The sequence below is a fragment of the Xanthomonas campestris pv. badrii genome (genome assembly GCF_012848175.1).
Taxonomy (GTDB): Bacteria; Pseudomonadota; Gammaproteobacteria; order Xanthomonadales; family Xanthomonadaceae; genus Xanthomonas; species Xanthomonas campestris_C.
Window position 1 is genome coordinate 299563 of record NZ_CP051651.1, and the last position, 20534, is coordinate 320096.

The following is a 20534-nucleotide window of genomic DNA, read 5'->3' on the forward strand; positions in this document are numbered from 1 at the left end:
GGCCGACCGGATAACGCAGCGTCGACAACGCGGATGCCGGGTCACCCCGCCTGGGCCGTGCGCAGCCAGGCGGGGTGCGTGCGGGCCGTCAGCGCTTGACCGGCTTGCCGTCCACGTCCAGCACCTGCACCTGGCCGAGCTTGAGTGCACGCACCGGCGCTTCGATCTTCTTCAGGTCGCCCACGATCACCCAGGTCATGGCCTCGGGTTTGACGATCTGCGCAATGGCCTTCTGCGCCGCCGCTTGATCCACCGCTTCCAGCCGCTGCTTGAGCGTCTGCACGTAATCGTCGGGGCGGCCGAACTGCACGATGCCTTCGATTGCGCCCAGCACCGCGCCAGTGGTTTCGAAGCTACCGGGCAGGGCGCGGATGCGCTGGTTCTTGATCTTTTCGATCTCCTCGCCGGTCAGCGGCTTGGCGCCGATGATCGCGGTGGCTTCCTTGAGGATCTCATTGGCCGATTCGGCGGTCTTGTCGGTCTGCACCGGCGCGGAGAACAGGTACGGGCGCTGGCCCTGTGCGTCCACCATCTGGGTGCGCGCACCGTAGGCCCAGCGCTTGTTCTCGCGCAGGTTCATGTTCAGGCGCGAGGTGAAGGTGCCGCCGAAGGCGCCGTTGGCGACACCGATGGCCAGGTTGTCCGGCGCCTTGGTGGATGGCGCCAGCAGGCCGGCCAGGATCACCGACTGCGGCGCGTCCGGGCGGTTGATCAGGTACACGCGCGGCGTGGGCTGTGCGGCGACACTGGCCAGGTTCTTCTTGGGCAATGCGCTGGCTGGCGCCTTCCAGTCGCCGAAGGCGGCATCGAGTTGCGGAATGATCTGCGCCAGGGTGGTGTCGCCGGCCACCAGGATGCGCAGGTTGTCCGGACGCAGCCATTGGCTGTGGAACTGCTGCAGGTCCTGGGCGTTGAGGCTCTTGATCGCCGCCTCGGTACCGCTGCCGGTGAGCGGGATGCCGTAGGGGTGCTGGTTGCCGAACAGCAGCGGCGGCAACGCGCGCAGGCCCAGGCTGTTGGGCTGGGTCTTTTCCTGGGCGATGCCGGCCAGCCACTGCCCGCGCACGCGTTCGATGTCGGCCGCCTTGAACGCGGGGTTGCGCACGATGTCGGAGAACAGCTGCAGCGAGGGCTGCAACTGATCGTTGAGCGCATCCAGCGACGCGCTGCAGCTGTCCAGATCGCAGCCCACCGAGGTGATCGCGCCCAGGCGCTGGCGGCGCTGCGCCACTTCCACCGAATCCAGCGCGGCGGTGCTCTCGTTCATCAGCGCGGCGCTGAAGCTGGCGGTACCGAGCTTGCCGCCCTGGTCGGCGGCGTAACCGGCGTCGAACAACAGCTCGACCTGGGTCACCGGGATGGTATGGCGCTCGGCCAGGATCACTTCGATGCCGTTCTTCAATGTGCCGCGCTGCAACTGCGGGAAGCTCAGGTCCGGAAACTGCTCGGTGTTCGGCACGCCCTTGCTGCGATCGAGCGTGCTGGCGACGGTCTTGTACTTGCCTGCGGCCGGCAGCTTGGGCGCCGGCTTGCCCGGCTCGGCGGCGCGGGCGACGACTGCCTTGTCCTCGGCGGCCGGGTCGAAGTCCTTGCCGGCCGGCAATACGGTCAGCAGATAGTCGCCCTTGCCGAACCAGGTGGCCGCGGCCTGCTTGACGCTGTCCACGGTGGCGGCCTGGCCGCGCTGCAGGTCCTTCTTGTAGGCGCCCGGGTCGCCGCGGTAGACCTGGCCCTCGGCCAGGATCACCGCCTTGCCGCTGAAGCCGCCCACCTTTTCCAGCCCGCGCACGAAGCCGGCGCGGTAGGCCACCTGCGCGCGCTGCAATTCGTCGACGGTCGGGCCCTGGGCGATGAACTTCCTGAGTTCTTCGTCGATGATCGCCTCGACCTTGGCCGGGTCCACGCCGTCCTTGACGTCGGCCTGGATCTGCAACTGGCTGGACAGCGCGAACATCTGTACCGAGGCGGAAACGTCGTCCACCAGGTTGTCCTGATACACCAGGCGCTGGTACAGCCGCGAGGTCTTGCCGCCGCCCAGCACGGTGGTGGCCAGGTCCAGCTGGATCACATCGTCGGTGCCCAGCTGTGGCGCGGCCCAGGTGCGGTAGATGCGCGGCTGCGAGACATGGTCGTGCTGCACGCCGCGCTTGGGCGCCGCCAGCGGGGTCACCCACGGCTGCTGGCGCGCCACCGGCTTGCCGGACGGGATATCGCCGAAATACTGCGCGGCCTTGGCGCGCGCCTGCGCCACGGTGATGTCGCCGGCCAGCACCAGGGTGGTATTGGCGGCGCCATAGTTGTCGTTGAACCACTGTTTGACATCGGCCAGCGAGGCCGCGTCCAGGTCCTCCATCGAGCCGATGGTGTTGTGCTGGTAGGGGTGGTTGGCCGGGAACAGGTTGGACAGGATGTTCTGGTCCACGCGGCCGTACGGGCGGTTCTCACCCTGGCGCTTTTCGTTCTGCACCACGCCGCGCTGGGTGTCGAGTTCTTCCTGGCCGATCGCGCCGAGCAGGTGGCCCATGCGGTCCGATTCCATCCACAGCGCGGTATCCAGCGCTGTGGTCGGCACGGTCTCGAAGTAGTTGGTGCGGTCGAACCAGGTGGTGCCGTTCATGTCGGTGGCGCCGACCTTTTCCAGCGGCGCGAAGAAGCTGCCCTTGTTGTTCTCCGAGCCGGAGAACATCAGGTGCTCGAACAGGTGCGCAAAGCCGGTCCTGCCGGCCGGCTCGTCGCCGGAGCCGATGTGGTACCAGATGCTCACCGCCACCACCGGCGCCTTGTGGTCTTCGTGCACCACCACGGTCAGGCCGTTGGGCAGGGTGAAGCGGGTATAGGCGATGTCGGGAATGGCGCTGCTGGCCGCGCTCTTGGACAAGCTGGCCGGGGCGGCCGCGACGGCGGGGGCAACGGTACCGGCAGCGACGCCGAGCACACCGGCGATCAACAGGGACAGCGGACGCAGCATGTGACACTCCAGGACAGGGCAATCGGCCGAGGGTAGTGGCTGCCTGGCGAGGCCGCAAATGCTGTTCGGCAGGGTGGCTGCTGCGGCGAAGCCGGCATCGCTGCACTGGGCACAACGGCAGGGTGGGTCCGCGCCGCCCCTGCAATCGGCGTCTGCACCCCCGGGGTGCCGCATCGACCCCGCTGCACCGCGATGCCGGCCGGTCCGCGTCGAACGAACGCAGCCGGGTGCGCTCAAGTCGGCCATCGCCTCGCCGTTACCTGGTGCGACCTACCCTGACCCGACACCACCCGCCGACCACGCCATGACTGCCCCGTTGCCGCCCATGCCGATCCCCGCCAACGATGCCCAGCGCGTGGAAGCGGTGCGCCGGCTGGAGGTGCTCGATACCGAGGCCGAAGCCGAGTTCGACGACATCGCCTGGCTGGCCGCGCACGTGACCGGCGCCGCGATGGCGCTGGTGTCGCTGCTCGACGCCGACCGGCAATGGTTCAAGGCACGCTGCGGTACCGACCTGGAAGGCACGCCGCGCAGCGCGTCGTTCTGCGCGCACACGGTGATGGGCACCGAGCTGATGGAAGTGCCCGATGCCGAGGCCGACCCGCGCTTCGTCAACAACCCGCTGGTGACCACCGCGCCCGGCGTGCGCTCGTATGCGGGCGTGCCGCTGATCGGCCGCGAAGGCTATGCCTACGGAACCCTGTGCACGCTCAGCACCCGATCGCGCGTGCTCGACGAGAATCAAAAGCAGGCGCTGGTCCGGCTGGCGCGACAGGCGGTCAGCCAACTGGAAGCCCGCCGCGATCGCCTGGCCGCGCAGGCACAGCGGCAGACCCTGAGCATGCTGCTGGAAGCCATGCCCGATGGCGTGGTGGCCTGCGGTACCGATGGCCTGCTGCGCGAGTTCAATCAGGCCGCGCGGCAATGGCACGGCGCCGACCCGCGGGTGCTGCCACCGGCGCAGTGGGCGCAGCACTTCGATCTATATACCGCCGACGGCAATAGCCTGTTGCCCACCGACGCCATTCCGCTGCTGCGCGCCTGGCGCGGCGAGCATGTGCGCAATGCCGAACTGGTGATCCGCGCCCATGGCCAAGCGGCGCGCAGCGTGCTGTGCAATGCGGACCCGGTGGTGGGCGACAAGGGCACCGCGCTGGGCGCGGTCTGCGTGATGCACGACATCACCCAGCTCAAGGACGCCTCGGCGGCGTTGTCGGCCGAGCGCGCGCGGCTGCAGGCGCTGGTGGATGCCTCGCAGGACGTGGCCATCATCGCCTTCGATCCGCAGGGCCGGATCGAGCTGTTCAATCCCGGTGCCGAACAGTTGCTGGGCTATGCCGCCGACGAGGTCCTGGGCAGCGGCCCGGCACGCTTCCATCTGCAGGCCGAGCTCGACCGGCATATGGCCACCCTGGCGCTGTCGCCCCCGTCGTACGTGAAGTTGGCCGCGGCTGCGGCCGGCGACATGCTGCGCGAGGAACTGTGGACCCTGGTACGCAAGGACGGCGAGCTGCGCCGCGTGCGCCTGTGCTTCAACATCATCCACGATGCACAGCAAGGGCTGGCCGGCTACCTGGCCATGGCCATCGACGTCACCGCCGAGCTGCAGGCGCAGGCCGCTGCGCAATTGGCGGCAGAACGGTTCGCCGGTGCCTTCGAGACCGCGCCGCAGGGCATGGCCATCGTGTCGCTGGAAGGCGCCTGGCGCGACGTCAATCCGTCGCTGTGCAGCATCCTGGGCTACCCGCGCGAGCAGCTGCTGCGCACCACGTTCCAGCAGATCACCTATCCGGAGGATCTGGGGATGGACCTGAAACTGGTGCAGGAGTTGATCGACGGCAAACGCGACAGCTACAGCCTGGCCAAGCGCTACATCAGCCAGCAGGGCGCGGTGATCTGGGCGCAGTTGTCGGTGTCGCTGGTGCGCGACGGCAGCGGCGCGCCGGTGCATTTCGTTTCGCAGATCCAGGACGTCACCGAGCGCCATGTCGCCGCCGAGCGCCTGGCCGAAAGCGAAGCGCGGCTGCGGGCCATCAGCGATGCCACGCCGGCGCTGGTCAGCCAGTTCGATGCCAGCCAGCGCTGCCTGTTTGCCAACGAAGCGCACCGCGACTGGCTGGGCGTGGAGCCTGCCAGCCTGGTCGGCACGCCCATCACCCATCTGCTCGGCGCAGCGCTCAGCGTTCCCGCCCGCACCGCGCTGGCGCAGGTGGCGGCCGGACAACGCGCCAGCTTCGAACATGTGCTGCGGAGCGGCAGCACGCCGCGCGATGTGGAGATCACCCTGGTGCCGGAAACCCGCCGTTCGCGTGCGGGCACGCAAGGCTTCTTCCTGATGGCGCAGGACGTCACCGCGCACAAGACGCTGCACCGGCTGATGCACGAGCGCGCCACCCGCGATGCGCTGACCGGCCTGCCCAACCGCCACGCCTGGACCGAGGCCTTGCAGGCCGCGGTGGTGCAGGCGCAGCAGTTGCAGCGCGCGGTGGCAGTGATGTTTTTGGACCTGGATGGCTTCAAGCGCATCAACGACACCTACGGCCACCGCGCCGGCGACGCGGTGCTGGTGGCGTTCGGTCATTGCCTGCAACGCGCGGTGGAGGGGCGTTACCTGGTGGCGCGCCTGGCCGGCGATGAATTCGTGGTGCTGCTGGACAATCTGCACACACCGGAGGCGGACTGCGCCACGGTGGCCGAGCGCATCGCTCATGCCGCTGCCGCTGGTGCCCTGTTCGGCGAGCAGCGGCTACCGATCCAGCCCAGCATCGGCGTGGCCTGGCAACACGGCCAACAGGCCGAAGCCGCCAGCCTGATGCATGCCGCGGACGAAGCGATGTATGCGGCAAAGGATGCGCGTGGCAGGGCGGACGCTACGACAAATGGGCGGGTTGGCATGCCGTGAGGTGGCGCTCCTTCTCCAAAGGCCGCCGCGGCGAGCAATCTTGCGTGCTGGTACGCTGTTCCAGTCCAGCAAGTTGCCCTCCACCTTTGCGGTGATCGAACCGGTGGAGGCCTTTGACAGCGCTTCGCTGACTGACTGGAGCGCGCGGCGTCCGGAGCCGGTATGCGGGTTTACAGCGACTGCGTGGCGTGCTTCGCCGCTTGGAGGAAGGGGGGGCACGCACCCGCACCACTCTGGCGCCGCCACTGGCCGTGCCGCAAGCGAAGTAAGGGGAGTGCGTTGGTTGAACGGTGTGTTGGCCAACGTCAAGCGAACCATCAGCGGTGCCTACCACGCGGTGGGCCAGGTCAAGTATGCAAAGCGCTACCTGGGCGAAGCAGCCTATCGATTCAAGCGTCGATTTAATCTTGGACAGATGCCGCTGCCGCTGGCGACGGCTGATGGGGTGCAACCCCTTGTCCAGAGCGCGTTTTGCGCATGGCAAGCAACTTTCATGGCTGAGGGATGGGCCTAATCAGGTAATCTACGGGACAGTTACTGTAATGTTGGCTGTACCAGAATACACGCCAGCCTTAGGGGGAACCCACGCAGCCCGCTGAGGAAAAATTTCTAATTTTATTTTACTACCAAAGATGGCGCCCGTCCCAGTAATGCTGTCGGAACCGGAACTCAGATCAAGACGCTTCCCCGCCATCTCAACGCAAAAACGCAATACATTAGTATTGGTCCCAATGCATGGGCCTGAAACCTTGGTGGTGGAAACTGTTGCAATGTAACCGGAGTAATTGCACGTAACGCTAATATCAGCAGTCCCCGAATGACCCACAATATCATGTCCTGCCGCCGTTTGCGAAACTGCAATTGCATTAATGTCCCCTAGGTCGATTATTTCGGGTGACACTCCAACTTCACACATAGGAATGGATGATGCGGCGCCGGTAATTGCAACATTCCAATGATTATTCCCGAACGATAATATACGTTTACAGCCAGGCCACGTGCCAATATTAATCGGCTCGTGCGAGAAGTTTTCAAGAAGCAATGTTGAACTCATGAAAAGAGGTTGTATTTTAGGGTAAACAAGAGGGCCAGAAGTAAACTCCACTGGAAAGCCTAGACTGATGCGATTTTCACTCAAGAGCTGGTCTGCCGTAATGGTGACAAGTTGCCAAGGGGTGCCGAACCTGAAGGTCACACTCCCCGTCAGTGTGCCGTTACCAAATACCTGGCATTGCCCTGCTGTTGTCGGTTTCTCTAGAAACCACTCAGTTCCTTCCTTGAAGCTATAATTAGAGGGGGGAAGGTCGAAATGACTGAGGGTGGCTCGCCCCTTAGTAGATTGAGCTTTAATTTCTATACTTCCAGGCTGCTGTGCCATCGCTGCATTTTCTAAAAGGCCAAAGATTGTCACAAGCAGAAATGTTATGAATATTCTTGAATTATTCATCAATATAAACCGAATGGAAAGATTTAAAAAAATTCAAATTTCGACGTATCCAGTGCGATATTGCATCATTCCTGAATCGTTTCGCTCAGCAGAAATTTTACGGAAGCCGATGGATTCGCAGGGGCCACGAGAGGCGTCCTTAGAACTCGACCCAGACAGACCTGCCCAGCGCTCGCACGAAGGGGTACGGCCGTGCGCGGCGGTCGGTGCTTGGAATCGTCGTGCACCACTCTTCTGCCGTTAACCGGGACTCAAGGTGAACTGGATGGTAGCTGTATAAGTTCCGGCAGATGTTGAGGTATCTGGCGCAGCGCCTGCCACGGCGTAGACGGTGAATTTGTTGTATGTGCTGGTGCCGGATTGGGTTATGGGCATGCTGTAAGCTTTTGTTGACCAGTCTAGGCGCACAGGTCCTTGCTCCGAATCAATCCCGAACCGGATAACATCCCCCGGTGCCGGAACTATATAGCCGTCCTTCACCGCGTCCGTCGTGTTGATAAGCAAGGTTGCGAGGTTCGTGCCGACGCAGCTGCTCGTTACACCGATCGGTTTTGTCATTCCGCTGAGTGCGGTGCCCGGCGCCGTCGATTCCAGGGTTAGCGCCGAGATGCTTCCAAGATCGATTGCGCTCTCACTTATCGAGAGCGTACATACGGGAGTTACTTGCGCTTTAACGGTGATCCAAGCATTTGGTGCCGCTGCCGCAGGTCCGATAAAAAGCGAAATGCCCAACGTGACGACACGGAAACAGTTAGATGAAATATCGGAATTCATTATTCATATCCTAGTATCAAATGGATCGACGATAGGAAATCGCCCGCCTGGACCGCCGGCCCGGTTCCGGTGTAGGCGGCTCTGAAGTGCAGTGTATTATCCGTACCCGGACGCAAAGCTTGTTGTACTACCTGGCCAGTACCATCGGGCTTCATTAAGGTGGTGGTAATCCCGTCATCCGCATATAAGCTCAGCCCGACTCCTGCAGCCGCACTGCTGGCAGTTGAGGTGTTTTTGAAGGCGTTGGCATTGGTTGGGTCGGCTTCCCCGGCCACTGTGACCTCGACGTTCTTGGCATCGGCCCCGCAGTCCTTCAATGTCACGAAGAAGGCTTTCCCGCCGATGTCGGCCCCCTGCCTGATGCTGGCAGCGCCCACTGTATCCAGCGCCACCAGGGTCTCGGCGGTCTGTAGTGTGCAGGTGTTATGGATGACCTTGACGGCCACACTGGTGGTGACTGCCGTGGCGCGTGCCGTTGTCATCAACGCGCAGAGCATCGCAACTGCCAAGTATCTGTGTTGCCAGCCTGTCATGGATCGTGGCTCCGTCGATCAGCCGCCGTAGAAGGGTTTGCGATAGGAAAGTCGTCGCAGGCCAGCTTCAATCTGAGAATCGGCATATCTCCGGTTTCTACCGGCAGGCTGTAATGGGTTTGGCACTGCTGATCGGCCGCGTCTCCCCATGTCGCGCGGAGCGTGCCGGTGGATGGAAGACCTGACAGAAAGACCTCACCTTGGTCGCTGACGATGCCGCTGCTGTTGTCGATGCGGACACTGGTGCCGAAGGGAAGCGGCGCGCCGGCATGGGTCAGTGTCAATAGTGCACTGGCACCGGTGTGGGTGACGAATTGCGTACTGACCAAAGCGCCGCGGGTCGGCACCACGCGGTGGACCGTATCTACGATGTCGACATTGGAAGACGGGTTGCCGAGTCCTAACGCAACGCGGTTTTCCTGATAGGGCTGAGCGGAGGAAACCACGGCGTAGCCTCGCCGATCGGTTTTGACCCCGGGGTTGCTTTGCAGTGTCAGACCCGAGGCGCCGGGCGCCTCCACGAGGATATTGGTGTCGGCTAATGGCTGTCCAAACGTCATACCGTGGTGATGCACGACGACACCTCCGGAAAAACCATAACTGGTTTGCCGAGAACCCTCACCGTAGCTATAACCAAGATTGACGTTGCCATATCTACCCAACCAGCTGATGCTGGTGTTGCCACTATTGCCATCTGCAGCATGCCCCTGCGACACCTCCCAGGCCAGAGAGCTATCCTTTAGTGCCGTTCCGCTGACACCTGCGGTCCAAGAGGTGTCGCCCCGATCGTTGCGACTGCTGTGTAAACTGGAGTACATCGGGTGGCTGGTCTGAGTGCTGTCATTCCGCGACGATAGAAACGACAAGGGGAGTGATATGGTCAGCTGTAATTCACGATCAGTGGCAAATTGGTGCGGCTCTCGCATTTCGCTGTAAGAAAGAGTGAAACTGGATTGATGGTAACTGCCGCTGAAACCGATCTGTAATGAATCGGTGCTTGTGCTGGAGTTCCAATAGCTTTCGTGCGAATTGGTCAAATAGATGTCGCCGAACGTCCCCAAGCGTTGAGAGAGATTGATCTGTAGCAGTTGCCGCCGTTGCCGGTAGAGGTCGTGCCAGTCCAGGTCCGCAGAATCTGCTGCAGCCTGCCAGCCTCGCATCTGGTTCAAGGTCGTATCTTCAAGGGTATAGAACCCAGCTGTCGTATAGCGATAACCCGTCATCTGAAACGAAGATCCCAGTGAATCGAAGGTATGGGAGTAAAGAAATCGCAGCGACCAGCCTTGATGACGTGAATCATCGGCGATGCGGCTGTCTGCGCGGGTAATGTCGACGGAAATGGCACCTGCGCGTCCCATGTTGAGGCCCATCCCCATCGCCGTAGCCAGATAGCGGCTGGTGTATTGCACACCACCATAAGCGGTCACATTGTGCGGCAGGCCCCACAGCACGGTTCCTTGGCCCAGTGTCGGGTGCAATGAGTTGCGCGCTACGGATCGATACTGTCCCGCAGAAATCTCGTACCTCATCGATCCCTGTCTCTGCAGCATCGGCACCAAGGCATAAGGAACAATCCAGTCGCGGACACGCCCGTCGGCCTCAGTCACTTTTACGTGCAAGTCGCCGCCCAGCGCTCCCGGCGTGAGGTCATTTATCACGAAGGCACCAGGCGAGACATTGGTTTGGTATATCAAGTAGCCGTTCTGCCGCACCTCGACCTGGGCATTGGTGTTGGCTACACCTCGCACTATCGGCGCGTAGCCGCGAAGGCTGTAAGGATACATCGTGTCGTCGCTTGCCAGCATTGCGCCGCTGAAACTAAGGCTGTCGAAGATATCGCCGCTGGTCACCGTATCGCCCAGCGTCAACTCGCTGCGCCAGGGAACGATGGCACGTTGCGCATAGGTGCGTTGGCGCTGCCAGGCGCTATGACTGGACATGGTGTTGATGGACTCCGTCCAGCTTCTGGTGTCGCGTAAGCGCCACGCACCGATATTGATGCCACTTTCCAAGCCAAGATAATGGTTGCTGTTGCTACCATATGCTCCGGTACTATTGCTGCCACTGATGCGGTAAGTGAGCAAGCCCGCATTGATACCCTCGTCCCAGCGTCCGGGATCGACCCACCCCGATGGAGTGTGCTCAAGGGCCACCTGGGGAATGCTGATATCGAGCCGCATTCTTTTGAAATCGAACGCGGTCCACGCTTGTGGAATAAGCAAACCGAGTGGGCGACATCCGCCGCCTTCGGCGCCGATAGCCGCTGCACGAGCATTCGCAGTAAGCCTGATTCCCATCTCGTACAGATCCTTGATCGACACGCATGCAAGCAGGCCCGTGCTATCATGCAGCGCTGCGGTGGCTCGGTCGCTGTTATCCAGCTCGGCTGAAGACGGGTTGGACGAGTTACTTGGAAGGGCGATGAAGTTGATGGTGCGGGAGGCGATATGTTCGCCATTCAACAGCACGTCTACTGGGTAGCTGCCGGGCGCTTGCGCCCCGGGACGCGCAAACCGCGAGAGATCCGCGACGTCTTGAGCATTGTCCGAGAGAAAGGCAGGGTCAAACCATAAATTGCCTTTTCCGAGGCATGCCAACGGAAACAGCAGCCCCAATGCAAGATAGATTTGACTCTGCCGCAATCGACGCGTTTCAAGTTTCACTGCAATGATTTTTTCAATATTGACGATCTTTGTTCTGGAGTAGTTGCCCCATAGTCATTGATCGTATGAAACGTGATCGAATCCCCTGCCATGCCTTTCATGGGGACCGCTTCGCTGCCGTTGGGGGCGACCATCAAGGTTTCCAGCTCAGTACTTCCAACTTTCATGCCGCAAAGAGTTAGATAGTACGGCGTCGGATTTCTGATAATGAGATTTCCGTTGTTCTGCTCAAAAGTCAGCTTACTGGGCGCTTGGTCGACTGCCAGCTTCAAACCGTGTGGACGAAGAAAGAGCTTCAGTCGAGTCACTGTTGCGATCAACAACATGTTCTTGCCCTGCAGGGAATCTTTATCGATCGAAGGAATTGCCTTCGAGTTAAAATAGTAAAGTTCCTCGTGGTCAGTGGCAGGATGCCCACCAACGTATATCAGCCGTACGGTGTTTTCGTCTCCAGGACCGCTGCTGTAGAGGGGCGGCGTCACTACGAAGTCGTGGGTTCTCTTTCCTAGCGCATCCTCGACCCATGATTGCACCAGGAACGTCGAGTGCTTGGAGGAATTGCTTACCGAAATAGTGCGCACCTTCTGCTCAGCAGGATAGACAATCCGTGTCCCTCCGACGGTGATGCCGTTTGCGGAGACACTCAAGGAAAAAGCGAATGTCGTTACCGCAAGCAATGCTTGTAATTTGATACGTAGACCGTAAATATGCATGTGATCCTTCCATAAGCTGGCACGCGGACAAACAAGCGTGCCAGCTTATTGATTGATGGCGATTACTCGTAGATAAGTTTGAAATTGGCCATCGCACTCGCGCTGCCAGCGGTTACCCCCGGCGCAGTGGCGACGTAGGCTGCCGCGAAGCTGAGTGTGTTCTCTCCCTCGCCAAGCAAATGCTTTGGGGTTGCTGCAGAACCATTCACAGCCACTGGAACTCCTCCATCCAAAATCTGAATCCCGATGTTATTTGCGTTACCTCCATCGCCACTATTGGAAAGGCCGAGCACGGTGTTGTCCGTAGTTGCAGTTACTCCCGAAAACTGAAGGGCGACATTTGAATAGGCGTCGATATCCGGCGTGGCGCTTTTTGCCAGTGCGCAGTCGGACAACTTAACGGAGAACAACACCGGCGTGCTTCTGTCACCTTTTGCCGTGAAAGCATCGGCTCGAACTTGTCCAAGTGAAACGGTCTGGTCATCCGAACCGACCTCAATGCTGCAGGCGGTGTTGACGATGGAACCGGTGAAGTTGATTGTGCCACCGTCCACGGTGACTACAGGCGGAGGCGCGGCGATTGCTGTCGTCGATGAAACGCATAGAACGGCCATCAATAGAACTGGGGGCGAGGAGATGATTTTCTTCATTTTGGCTCGGTCAAGAAACTGCCCGCTTGGATAGGCTGGGCAAGGGGAGGGAATTTGCATCGAGACACTGGCATCAACTGATGCGCTAAATGTCTGTGCGCGGAAAAGTATGCGCTAACGAGAAAAGGAGAGGGCATGGGCGCGAGCCCAAAAAGACGTAGGCAGAGTGCTTCGGGAGGGGGCTGTGTTAGAGCACGCGTTCGCGCGTTAAGCAGGCTGCTGAAATACTAATTTCGGCCTGCCGACCTGCATAGATGACTAGCTTTTCCGCCAATTCCGAGGCTCCGACCGACATCGGCAGTCTCGGCTTTCACGCAGGAGTTCCGTGTTGGCTCTACCCAGCGCATTCGCCAAGGTCCATCGGGTTATTTCGGCAGCCTGCGAGGAGCGCGTTGCTTGAATGTGGTGCTGGGCAACGTCCAACATGCTATCAGCGGGACCTGCCATGCGGTGGGCCAGGCCACGCATGCGCGTCGCTACCTGGCCGAAGCGGCCTATCGCTTCAAGGATCGATTCGCTATGAAACGGATGCTGCCGCGGCTGGCGACGGCGCTGATGCGGTGCAAACCTTGTCCAGAGCGTGTCTTGCGTATGGCAAGCAACGCTCGTGGCTGAGGGATGGAGCGAAGCAGGTAGTGGTCTGGATAGCTGGTTACTCTGCGTGAAATGGGTGGCCGCCTAAAATTGCTTGGGATTCTTGAATTTTTTTTGGCCGATTGCGGATTGGTGTGGGTGCGTTGAGGCCCTTGAAGCTGCATCGAGCCTGGGAAACAAGCCCTTTCCGGCGTCCCAGAAGGTGGTGCATCCTGTACTGATCTTCTTGACGCGGTGTTGTGCATGAAGAAGGGCCGCCGGCTGAGCGCGTTGTTTTTCCTTCCCTGGCTTCGCGGCCGGGTCCACGCTCACGGGCGTGTTCGGCGCCCCGAAGGCGCGGATCGTGACCCTGCGGCGCTTAAGAAAACCGGCAACAAATGCGCCGAAAACGGCGAAAATCGAGGGTCTGAACACAAAATACGCGTCCCTGGACGGCTTTTCATGTCTGCCGGTGGTGTTGATCAGAGTTTCCTTAAAAAAACGGCCGTGTGCTCCGGCTGCGGCCATCGGTGTTGCAGCCGCGACGACAAGCGCCCGTGTCGCGCCCGCGACCTGCGCGTGGCCTGCTGGACGCTGCATGTGGAGTTCTGGCGCCGGCGGGTCGGTTGGCCGGGGTGTGGCGGCGTGTACCTAGAGCGGCTGGACGGGCTGGCCAAGAACCCGCGCTACACCGAGCGATTCGCCCTGCATGTGGGCAATCTGTGCTGGAGCATGACGCAAACCGCCGTGGCGGAGCTGGAGCGGCTACACGACGGTACGGTCAAGGACTTGTCCAGGCTGTACATGGCCGAGCAGGGGCGTCGTGCGGGGACGCCGGCGCCACGCGCCATCGGGATCGACGAGATCGCGATCCACAATGGCCACGACTATCGCGTGGGCGTCAGCGATCTGGAAGGCGGCCGACCGATCTGGTTCGGCGGCAGTTGGCGCACCGAGCCTGACATCGACCAGTTCTTCGTCGAAGTGGGCCAAAACGCAGTGCCGGCATCGAGGTGGCGGTGATGCACATGTGGCGGCCGTTCCGCAGCTCGGTGGGCAAGAACCCGCCCAACCCCAGCATCGTGTTCGACAAGTTCCACATCATGCGCCACCTGTCAGAGGAGTTCCTCAAGCTCAAGATCATCGCCAGCTTCCTGCCGCCACTGCCCGAAAACGCTCGATTGCGCCCACAGTGATCCGCGAAGACCCAGTTTTGTTACGTTTACTGTGCCATTTCGGATGTTGCGCAGTGAGGCGCTATCGCCTTTCGGCTATCTTCGAGGCATGATGGTTTGGCGACCGTTGAAGGGTTGTTGGAGAGAAGAGATGCCGGGGCGTTTGCTAGCCAAAACGGAGAGTTATTACAGACGCATATTGTATGGATCCGCGGCTGTACTTTCTTTTGCAGCCATCAGTTCCGCGCTGCTGTTCGGAATTGGGAGCATCGAGCAATACCACGGTCGCCAGGTGATGCAGTTTGTCAGGAAGTGTGAGAGCATCCAGAATGAGGTGGACAGGCTCTCTGCACGGCTTGCTCAGTTTGCCGCCGTCTACGAAGGCGTATGGAAGCTGCGCCAGAATGATGTGGTGCCGCTGCGCCGGTATGCGGAGAGCTTGGTGCGCGATGGCGGCGTTTTGGTCACCGATGGCGATCTGACTGCAATTCCTTTTACTGTTGTCAGCTCATTGAAAGAACCGCAGGATGAAACACATCTGGCGATGGCATTGCGTGTGGTGCGCGATCTTTCTGCTGTTCCATCGATTGACGCTAGAAAGGTTGGCTTAACACTGAATGGCTTCATATATTCGCAGGACGCGCGATTCCTGGCTGCATCGCCGGTGATGTCTCTATCCGAAATGCAGCAGGCGCGTTCACAAGGGGCGCGGAAATTCGTCCAGAGCCGCATCGGTGCGTTCGAGCAGCTGCTTGCGTCCATTCCGCCGAATCAAGCTCGTCAGCGGCGCCCGCTTTGGCTGTCGGCTGCTAGCGAGAATCGGCGACTATCGGTTGCCAGTCTCGTTGTACCAATGTACCAAGGCGACAAGCGCGCCCTGACCATGGCTCTATCCTTATCGCGCGAAGAGTTCATGCATTTTTTTATGGGCCATAATGGGGCAGATGGTCGATTCTTCCTCCTTAGCGAGGACGCCCGCCAGAACCTGAGCGATCAGCCGGGCTCGACATATGAGCCTGTGGGGCTCATGCAGTTATATGCCAACGTTGGGATGGTGAAGCGTGCTGATGCAGTTGCTCATAATTTCTACAAGGATGGCGTATTTTACGTGTTTCAGCGTATTTCTGGACCTCAGTGGATTGCTGTGTCTACCTACCGCTGGCAAGATGTGTTGCAAGACCTGCGGACGGAGCTAATCACCGCTACATTAATCTGCGTGTTGGCGCTTGGATTCATGTGGACGTCTGCTGTGTATTTCGATCTGCGGATCACCAAGCCGTTATTGAAGAACGCGGAGCATCTAATCGAAGCACAAAATTTCAGTAAGGCGATCATTGATACATTGCCGATCGGTATAGGTGTGTATGCACCGGATACCGGATCGGTATTGCTGGAAAACTCAGTTGCACGACGAATGCGCGGTGGAACCAGCGTCGAAGATGGGGTGCCGTTTTATCGCCACGTCATGCAGGAGCGCTCGGTTGGGATGCCAACAGATGTCAATCATTCCTTCGTAGAGATATTATGGGAAGTAGCTGAAGGCAAGAGTGGCTGCATTGGTGTTGCATCTTCACAGACGCGCTTCGAAGGTCGCCCGGCGGTATTGCTTGGTTTGGTGGACATCAATGAGCGCAAAGCCAGCGAACGCTTGCTTGTGGAAGCCGCGAAAACCGCCGACGAGGCCAGTCGCGCCAAATCGATATTTTTGGCGATTGTTGGTCACGAGATCCGTACACCGCTACACGGCGCAATGGGGCATCTCGAATTACTATCGCGCAGTCCGCTGGACTACCAGCAGAGGGAATGGATTGAAATGATCCAGCGCTCTTTCGATGCCTTGCTTGGCTTGGTCAACGACCTGCTGGATTCCACGAAGCTAGAAGCCAATGCCCTGCATATAAGCCCTGTGGCGATGTCGCCAAACCAAGTGGTCGAGCGCTGTGCGCAGAGTTTTGGGGCTACGATCACTCAGTCAGGGGTCGCGTTCTACTGTCTCACCGACCCAGATGTGGATCAGGTGGTGGAGGGTGATGAGCAGCGCCTGACCCAGATTTTGCAAAACTTGCTTGGCAATGCGGCAAAATTTACCGAACGCGGCTCGATCACCATTTCGTCGCGGCGTATCCGTCAGGAGGAAAGTGAAGTCTGGGTACGCTTTGAAGTCAGAGATACCGGTATTGGGATCGCTGCAGCGATGCAGTCGGAAATCTTCAAGTCGCTAGCACAGGCTGACGACAGCATCAGCCGGCGTTATGGCGGCACCGGCCTCGGCTTGTTTCTCTGCAGGAATCTGTGTCATTTGATGGGAGGCAAAATCAGTGTTCGCAGCGAACCGGGTGTGGGCAGCGTGTTCCGGGTCGATCTTCCATTCAAGCCCACCGTGCGCACCGGTGCACAGGCGAGCCCGCTACACGGTGTTTCCATTCAGGTAGTGTGCGGCGATTCTAGCTGGTACGCCGCGCTTCTGAAGCGCTTGCGGCATTGGGGGGCAACGGTGGTCGAGGGTAAGTCAGTCAATCAGCCGATCGATATCCGGTTGATCGCCCAACCACCCGATGACCAATGGCATGCGCTCAATGCGATACGCCTCCCGCGCCTGGGTACTGTGTCGGTGACAGTCCAAGGACCGTTTGCTCCTCAACTACGCGGTCAGCACGTCGAGGTCAGTTCGATGACCTCGTCGGGACTGCTGGAGGCGTTGATCCACCTGACTGGTGGCGCCGCGGTCTCGCCGGAGACGCCACGCGCGATGACCAGCGATGAGTCGATCGGACTGCAATTGGATATTCTGATTGCAGAAGACGATGCAGTGAATCGTACCCTGATCAAGCATCAGCTGGCTGCCCTTGGCTGTGAACAGGTGCGGATAGCTGTCGATGGCGTGGAGGCGCTGGAGATGTGGCTGGAGCGGCGTGCGGATCTGGTCATCACCGATCTGGGCATGCCAGGTCTGGATGGTGTAGGGCTGCTGCAGAAGCTGCGCGAGCTGGATCCGGAGGCGCGCGTCGTAGCCACTTCTGCCTCTGCCGCCGCAGAAATACAGGCAAATACCCAGCTGTTTTCCGATCAGTTGCAGAAGCCTGTGCTGCTGAGCGATTTACGCCGCGTGTTGAGGACGACGATGCTTAATCGCACAGATAATCTGAAAATCAATGCCTCGCGCGAACCGGGTTCGGACGAACTCGACGTGCTGCTGCACCAAGCATTCCGTGCCGAATGGGGTAAGGAGCGCGAGCAAATTGAACGGGCCTTGTTGGAGCGTGATCTGGACGCGCTGCGTCGTCGGCTCCATCGATTGCAAGGTGCGCTGATGGCGCTAGGGCTCGATGAACTGGTCGACGAGGTAAAGCTCTTGCAGCGGCAGTGTGCGAAGGGGGACTGGATGACGCTTTTCACAAGTTGCCGGAAACTCATAGGCAACGTGGATGCGCGAGTCCAATAGCTCGGTGAACGCCTGTATCAGCGTTGTTTAAGTTCCTGCAGCAGCGTCGCAAGTTCCACATCGTTCTTGGCGCCTAGTTTCTTCATCGCAGCAAGCTTCTGGTTGCTAATGGTCTTCGGGCTACGGTTCAGGCGCGCCGCGATCTCGATGATGGTTAGCCCTTCTGCAGTCATCCGCGCCACAGAGGCCTCCTTGGGCGAGAGTGTGCCGATGCCGATCGTGCGGCTCTTGCTGTAGCGTGTTGCCAACAAAGCGGCACTCAGGCCCGGCGGAACGTAGAGCCCACCGGCGGCGACGTCACGCACCGCCTTGGCTAGATTGCCGAAGTCCGCACGGCTTTTGCCGATAAAGCCGGCAGCGCCCAGTTCCAGCGCTGCCGATACGATTGCCGGGGACGAGTGTGCGCTTACCACTAGCAGGCGCATCGCCGGTGCCACGCGGCGCAGGCGTTGCAGTAGATGCAATCCATCCGCTTGGGGATCGCTCTCGAACTCAAAATCGCACAAAAGCACATCCACTGGTCGTTGCGCAATGTGGTGTAGTAGTTGTCCAATCTCATCGCAACTGAAGACAATCTCCAGATCTGGTTGCTCTTTGAGCACGCTTGTCACCCCAAGCAGCACGATCGGGTGATCGTCGGCAATACCTACCGTTATTCTATGCATCTCGTACTGGTTCCAAAATGGTATGTGTGTTCTAGGGTCGATGGGAAGGCGCCGGGCGCCTGTCGTCTGCATTTTAGATCAGTCGCCGAGTCGAGGGTGCCGCGCCTGATCGCCCGTTGGATGGTCAGGCCGAACCAGCGCTCGACCTGATCGAGCCAGGAACTATAGGTCGGTGTATAGTCGATGTGGTAGCGCGGCCGTTTGGCCAGCCATGCCTTGATCCTTGCGTGCTTGTGAATGACGTAGTTGTCGCAGATCAGATGTACGTCCAGATCCTGCGCGTCCACATGCTGCAGGAACTAGAGAAATTCCTGATGTCGGTGTTGGGGTTTGCACTGGGCGATCACGCTGCCGTTGTGGATGTCCAGCGCGGCGAACACGGTCGTGGTGCCGTGGCGCATCAGGGTCGCGCGCACGTCAGAGTTCTTGGTCGAACAGGGCGCAGCGATCAGCGTCCATCGGCGACCATGCCCGACCGCAAGCTGTGACCCTTACGCGCCAGATGCGCGTTGACGGCCCCCTGCATATGCGCGGCACGTCCATGGGTTTCCAGCAGACGGCGAAAATTGAGAATCGTCGTCTCGTCGGGAACGTTGTCCAAGCCACCGAGCTGGGCAAAACGCCGCAGGGTCGGGATCTCATGCAATGCCTCTTGCATCGCCGGATCGCTCAACGCATTCCACCGCTGCAGCAGATGAGTCCGCAACATCGTCGCCAGCGCGCACGGCTGCCGACCCGGCCGCCCCGACACCGGATAATGCGGTTCGATCAGGGCAAGCAGTTGCTTTCACGGAAACGATGCGCTCCATCTCGGCCAGGAAGATCTCGCGGCGGCTCTGCTGACGCTTGCCCAGGCCTTCGGCGTTACCGAACGTCAGTTGGATGGATGGCCTCCTCACTCCGAACCAATGGTGCCGCGCATTTGTGGCACGTTGTTCAGAGGTTTCTTGGCAGGCTGCTGAAATGTCCGCCGGCGCCTCAGAATTGGCGGAGAAGCTACTCATCTATGCAGGTCGGCGGGCCGAAATTGGTATTTCAGCAGCCTGTTGGGCATTTGCCCATACGTAAATGGGCTTATGCCTGTCCCAGAAGATGTGCGCGGTAGCGCATAGTACGGCGTTACGTAAAGATGAATACATCGTCGTGATCGTTGGGTACAAAATCTTACTGAATTAGCTCAGCTTCTCGATAATTTCCGCATTGCCCGTCAATTTACCAAAACGTCTGGCGTGCTCCGCACAGCAATGCGCGCAGAGCGCTGATAGGGTGCTGTCTGTCGGTGCGTAGCGAAAGGCGACTGAAGTCTAGTGCTATGCAGGAAATTGTATGCTCCACGCCCTGGGAACTCGTGCCCGGGCTCGCGGCAGATATGAGGCGGCAGCTTGCGCAACGCGGTGTGGTTGGTTTGCATGCCAGTGTGTCCAGTTCACGCAGCAGGCAGTTCCGTGGTTTACAGAATCACCAGCATCCGAACCAGGTTTGCGTTGAAAGTTAAAAATCCCAATTTATAGAGAGTGACGCCGTGAGATTTATGCATCAACCCTTAGAGTGGTGGATCGCAGTTGGTCTGACTGCTATTTTAACTTTTGGGTTTGCGTGGATGGTTTGTTGGATCAAGGCCGATGAGCTATTAAACGCCAACAATAAAGAATATCTGCCTGGATCTCCGCTCAACGAGGATGCGGCGCCGTGTACTGAATGCCCGCGCGCAGCACATAGACAATGCCGTTGAGCACCTGCTGATCACTGAGGCGAGGTTGTACCCGTTTGAGGGGCGGCTCGACCTGCGGAATCAGTGGCTCGATGAGCTTCCACTACGCAATTGGAATCTCGTTACGACGTGTCATGCCCGCGATGATGCGCCGGCTTGACCGAATTGGAGGGTGCTGTAAGCCTCTCTTAATGCGGGATGGTAGCTGTGACTGGATTTATGTCCATTATTTGTATGCCTATTTATGCATATTAAAATCAAATTCCAATTGCCGCCGTGTTTGAAATTAAGGGTGGATCACATTTTTCTGACTAGCGC

General features: G+C 59.7%; 13 protein-coding genes and 5 pseudogenes. 6 read left to right on the forward strand and 12 right to left on the reverse strand.

Going from position 1 to position 20534, the window contains the following annotated elements; all coding sequences use genetic code 11:
• Positions 1–88: 88 nt before the first annotated feature.
• Positions 89–2968 carry a M16 family metallopeptidase gene (locus HG421_RS01320; protein WP_168968539.1) on the reverse strand — a complete coding sequence of 960 codons (2880 nt, stop codon included), beginning with the start codon at positions 2966–2968 and terminating at the stop codon, positions 89–91.
• 172 nt (positions 2969–3140) lie between these two features.
• On the opposite strand from HG421_RS01320, the gene HG421_RS01325 reads away from it, so the two are divergent.
• Entirely contained in the window at positions 3141–5870 is a 2730-nt protein-coding gene (locus HG421_RS01325) for a PAS domain S-box protein (protein WP_248279495.1), read from the forward strand.
• Positions 5871–5955: 85 nt separating this feature from the next.
• A pseudogene (locus tag HG421_RS21160) lies at positions 5956–6371 on the forward strand (transposase); the annotation flags it as partial.
• Between the two features lie 22 nt (positions 6372–6393).
• Here HG421_RS21160 and HG421_RS01335 read toward each other — a convergent pair.
• From HG421_RS01335 to HG421_RS01360, 6 genes are all read right to left on the reverse strand, one after another.
• Positions 6394–7317 carry a hypothetical protein gene (locus tag HG421_RS01335; protein WP_168968543.1) on the reverse strand — a complete coding sequence of 308 codons (924 nt, stop codon included), beginning with the start codon at positions 7315–7317 and terminating at the stop codon, positions 6394–6396.
• Between the two features lie 240 nt (positions 7318–7557).
• A complete protein-coding gene (locus HG421_RS01340; protein ID WP_168968545.1) occupies positions 7558–8091 on the reverse strand; it encodes a fimbrial protein in 534 nt (177 codons plus the stop codon).
• Positions 8091–8624 carry a fimbrial protein gene (locus HG421_RS01345; RefSeq protein ID WP_168968547.1) on the reverse strand — a complete coding sequence of 178 codons (534 nt, stop codon included), beginning with the start codon at positions 8622–8624 and terminating at the stop codon, positions 8091–8093. Before HG421_RS01345 ends, HG421_RS01340 begins: the two co-directional genes overlap by 1 nt.
• Positions 8621–11287 (reverse strand): fimbria/pilus outer membrane usher protein, encoded by a 2667-nt coding sequence (locus HG421_RS01350; protein WP_211161767.1) that lies wholly within the window; start codon positions 11285–11287, stop codon positions 8621–8623. Before HG421_RS01350 ends, HG421_RS01345 begins: the two co-directional genes overlap by 4 nt.
• Complete coding sequence (locus HG421_RS01355) at positions 11284–12000, reverse strand: fimbria/pilus periplasmic chaperone (protein ID WP_168968549.1); 717 nt, start codon at positions 11998–12000, stop codon at positions 11284–11286. Before HG421_RS01355 ends, HG421_RS01350 begins: the two co-directional genes overlap by 4 nt.
• A 62-nt stretch (positions 12001–12062) precedes the next feature.
• Positions 12063–12650, reverse strand: coding sequence for a fimbrial protein (locus tag HG421_RS01360; protein WP_168968551.1), 588 nt, complete (start codon positions 12648–12650; stop codon positions 12063–12065).
• 384 nt (positions 12651–13034) lie between these two features.
• Between HG421_RS01360 and HG421_RS01365 the strand changes: the two are divergent.
• Positions 13035–13265 (forward strand): annotated as a pseudogene (locus HG421_RS01365) (hypothetical protein); the annotation flags it as partial.
• A 63-nt stretch (positions 13266–13328) separates the two neighbouring features.
• Here the strand turns inward: HG421_RS01365 and HG421_RS01370 are convergent.
• The gene (locus HG421_RS01370) at positions 13329–13823 is read right to left on the reverse strand and encodes a hypothetical protein (RefSeq protein WP_168968093.1); all 495 of its coding nucleotides are present in this window, start codon (positions 13821–13823) and stop codon (positions 13329–13331) included.
• Between HG421_RS01370 and HG421_RS01375 the strand changes: the two genes are divergently transcribed.
• From HG421_RS01375 to HG421_RS01385, 3 genes are all read left to right on the forward strand, one after another.
• Positions 13803–14246 carry a helix-turn-helix domain-containing protein gene (locus HG421_RS01375; protein ID WP_248279449.1) on the forward strand — a complete coding sequence of 148 codons (444 nt, stop codon included), beginning with the start codon at positions 13803–13805 and terminating at the stop codon, positions 14244–14246. The genes HG421_RS01370 and HG421_RS01375 overlap by 21 nt on opposite strands.
• The gene (locus HG421_RS01380) at positions 14246–14419 is read left to right on the forward strand and encodes a transposase (protein WP_248279450.1); all 174 of its coding nucleotides are present in this window, start codon (positions 14246–14248) and stop codon (positions 14417–14419) included. Before HG421_RS01375 ends, HG421_RS01380 begins: the two co-directional genes overlap by 1 nt.
• Before the next feature lie 130 nt (positions 14420–14549).
• A complete protein-coding gene (locus tag HG421_RS01385; RefSeq protein ID WP_169704546.1) occupies positions 14550–17840 on the forward strand; it encodes an ATP-binding protein in 3291 nt (1096 codons plus the stop codon).
• Between the two features lie 17 nt (positions 17841–17857).
• Here HG421_RS01385 and HG421_RS01390 read toward each other — a convergent pair whose 3' ends face one another.
• The 4 genes and pseudogenes from HG421_RS01390 to HG421_RS21165 form a co-directional block, all read right to left on the reverse strand.
• Complete coding sequence (locus HG421_RS01390; RefSeq protein ID WP_169704548.1) at positions 17858–18505, reverse strand: response regulator transcription factor; 648 nt, start codon at positions 18503–18505, stop codon at positions 17858–17860.
• A 74-nt stretch (positions 18506–18579) separates the two neighbouring features.
• Positions 18580–18906: pseudogene (locus tag HG421_RS01395) on the reverse strand (transposase); the annotation flags it as partial.
• A pseudogene (locus tag HG421_RS01400) lies at positions 18905–19389 on the reverse strand (transposase); the annotation flags it as partial. The pseudogenes HG421_RS01400 and HG421_RS01395, both read right to left, overlap by 2 nt.
• Before the next feature lie 807 nt (positions 19390–20196).
• Positions 20197–20310, reverse strand: a pseudogene (locus HG421_RS21165) (transposase); the annotation flags it as partial.
• Between the last annotated feature and the right edge of the window lie 224 nt (positions 20311–20534).

Coding starts and splice junctions, on each gene's coding strand:
- HG421_RS01380 (WP_248279450.1), top strand. CDS start 14,246: ATGCACATGTGGCGGCCGTTCCGCAGCTCGGTGGGCAAGAACCCGCCC.
- HG421_RS01320 (WP_168968539.1), bottom strand. CDS start 2,968: ATGCTGCGTCCGCTGTCCCTGTTGATCGCCGGTGTGCTCGGCGTCGCT.
- HG421_RS01385 (WP_169704546.1), top strand. CDS start 14,550: ATGCCGGGGCGTTTGCTAGCCAAAACGGAGAGTTATTACAGACGCATA.
- HG421_RS01335 (WP_168968543.1), bottom strand. CDS start 7,317: ATGAATAATTCAAGAATATTCATAACATTTCTGCTTGTGACAATCTTT.
- HG421_RS01355 (WP_168968549.1), bottom strand. CDS start 12,000: ATGCATATTTACGGTCTACGTATCAAATTACAAGCATTGCTTGCGGTA.
- HG421_RS01345 (WP_168968547.1), bottom strand. CDS start 8,624: ATGACAGGCTGGCAACACAGATACTTGGCAGTTGCGATGCTCTGCGCG.
- HG421_RS01360 (WP_168968551.1), bottom strand. CDS start 12,650: ATGAAGAAAATCATCTCCTCGCCCCCAGTTCTATTGATGGCCGTTCTA.
- HG421_RS01340 (WP_168968545.1), bottom strand. CDS start 8,091: ATGAATTCCGATATTTCATCTAACTGTTTCCGTGTCGTCACGTTGGGC.
- HG421_RS01370 (WP_168968093.1), bottom strand. CDS start 13,823: ATGCAGCGTCCAGCAGGCCACGCGCAGGTCGCGGGCGCGACACGGGCG.
- HG421_RS01390 (WP_169704548.1), bottom strand. CDS start 18,505: ATGCATAGAATAACGGTAGGTATTGCCGACGATCACCCGATCGTGCTG.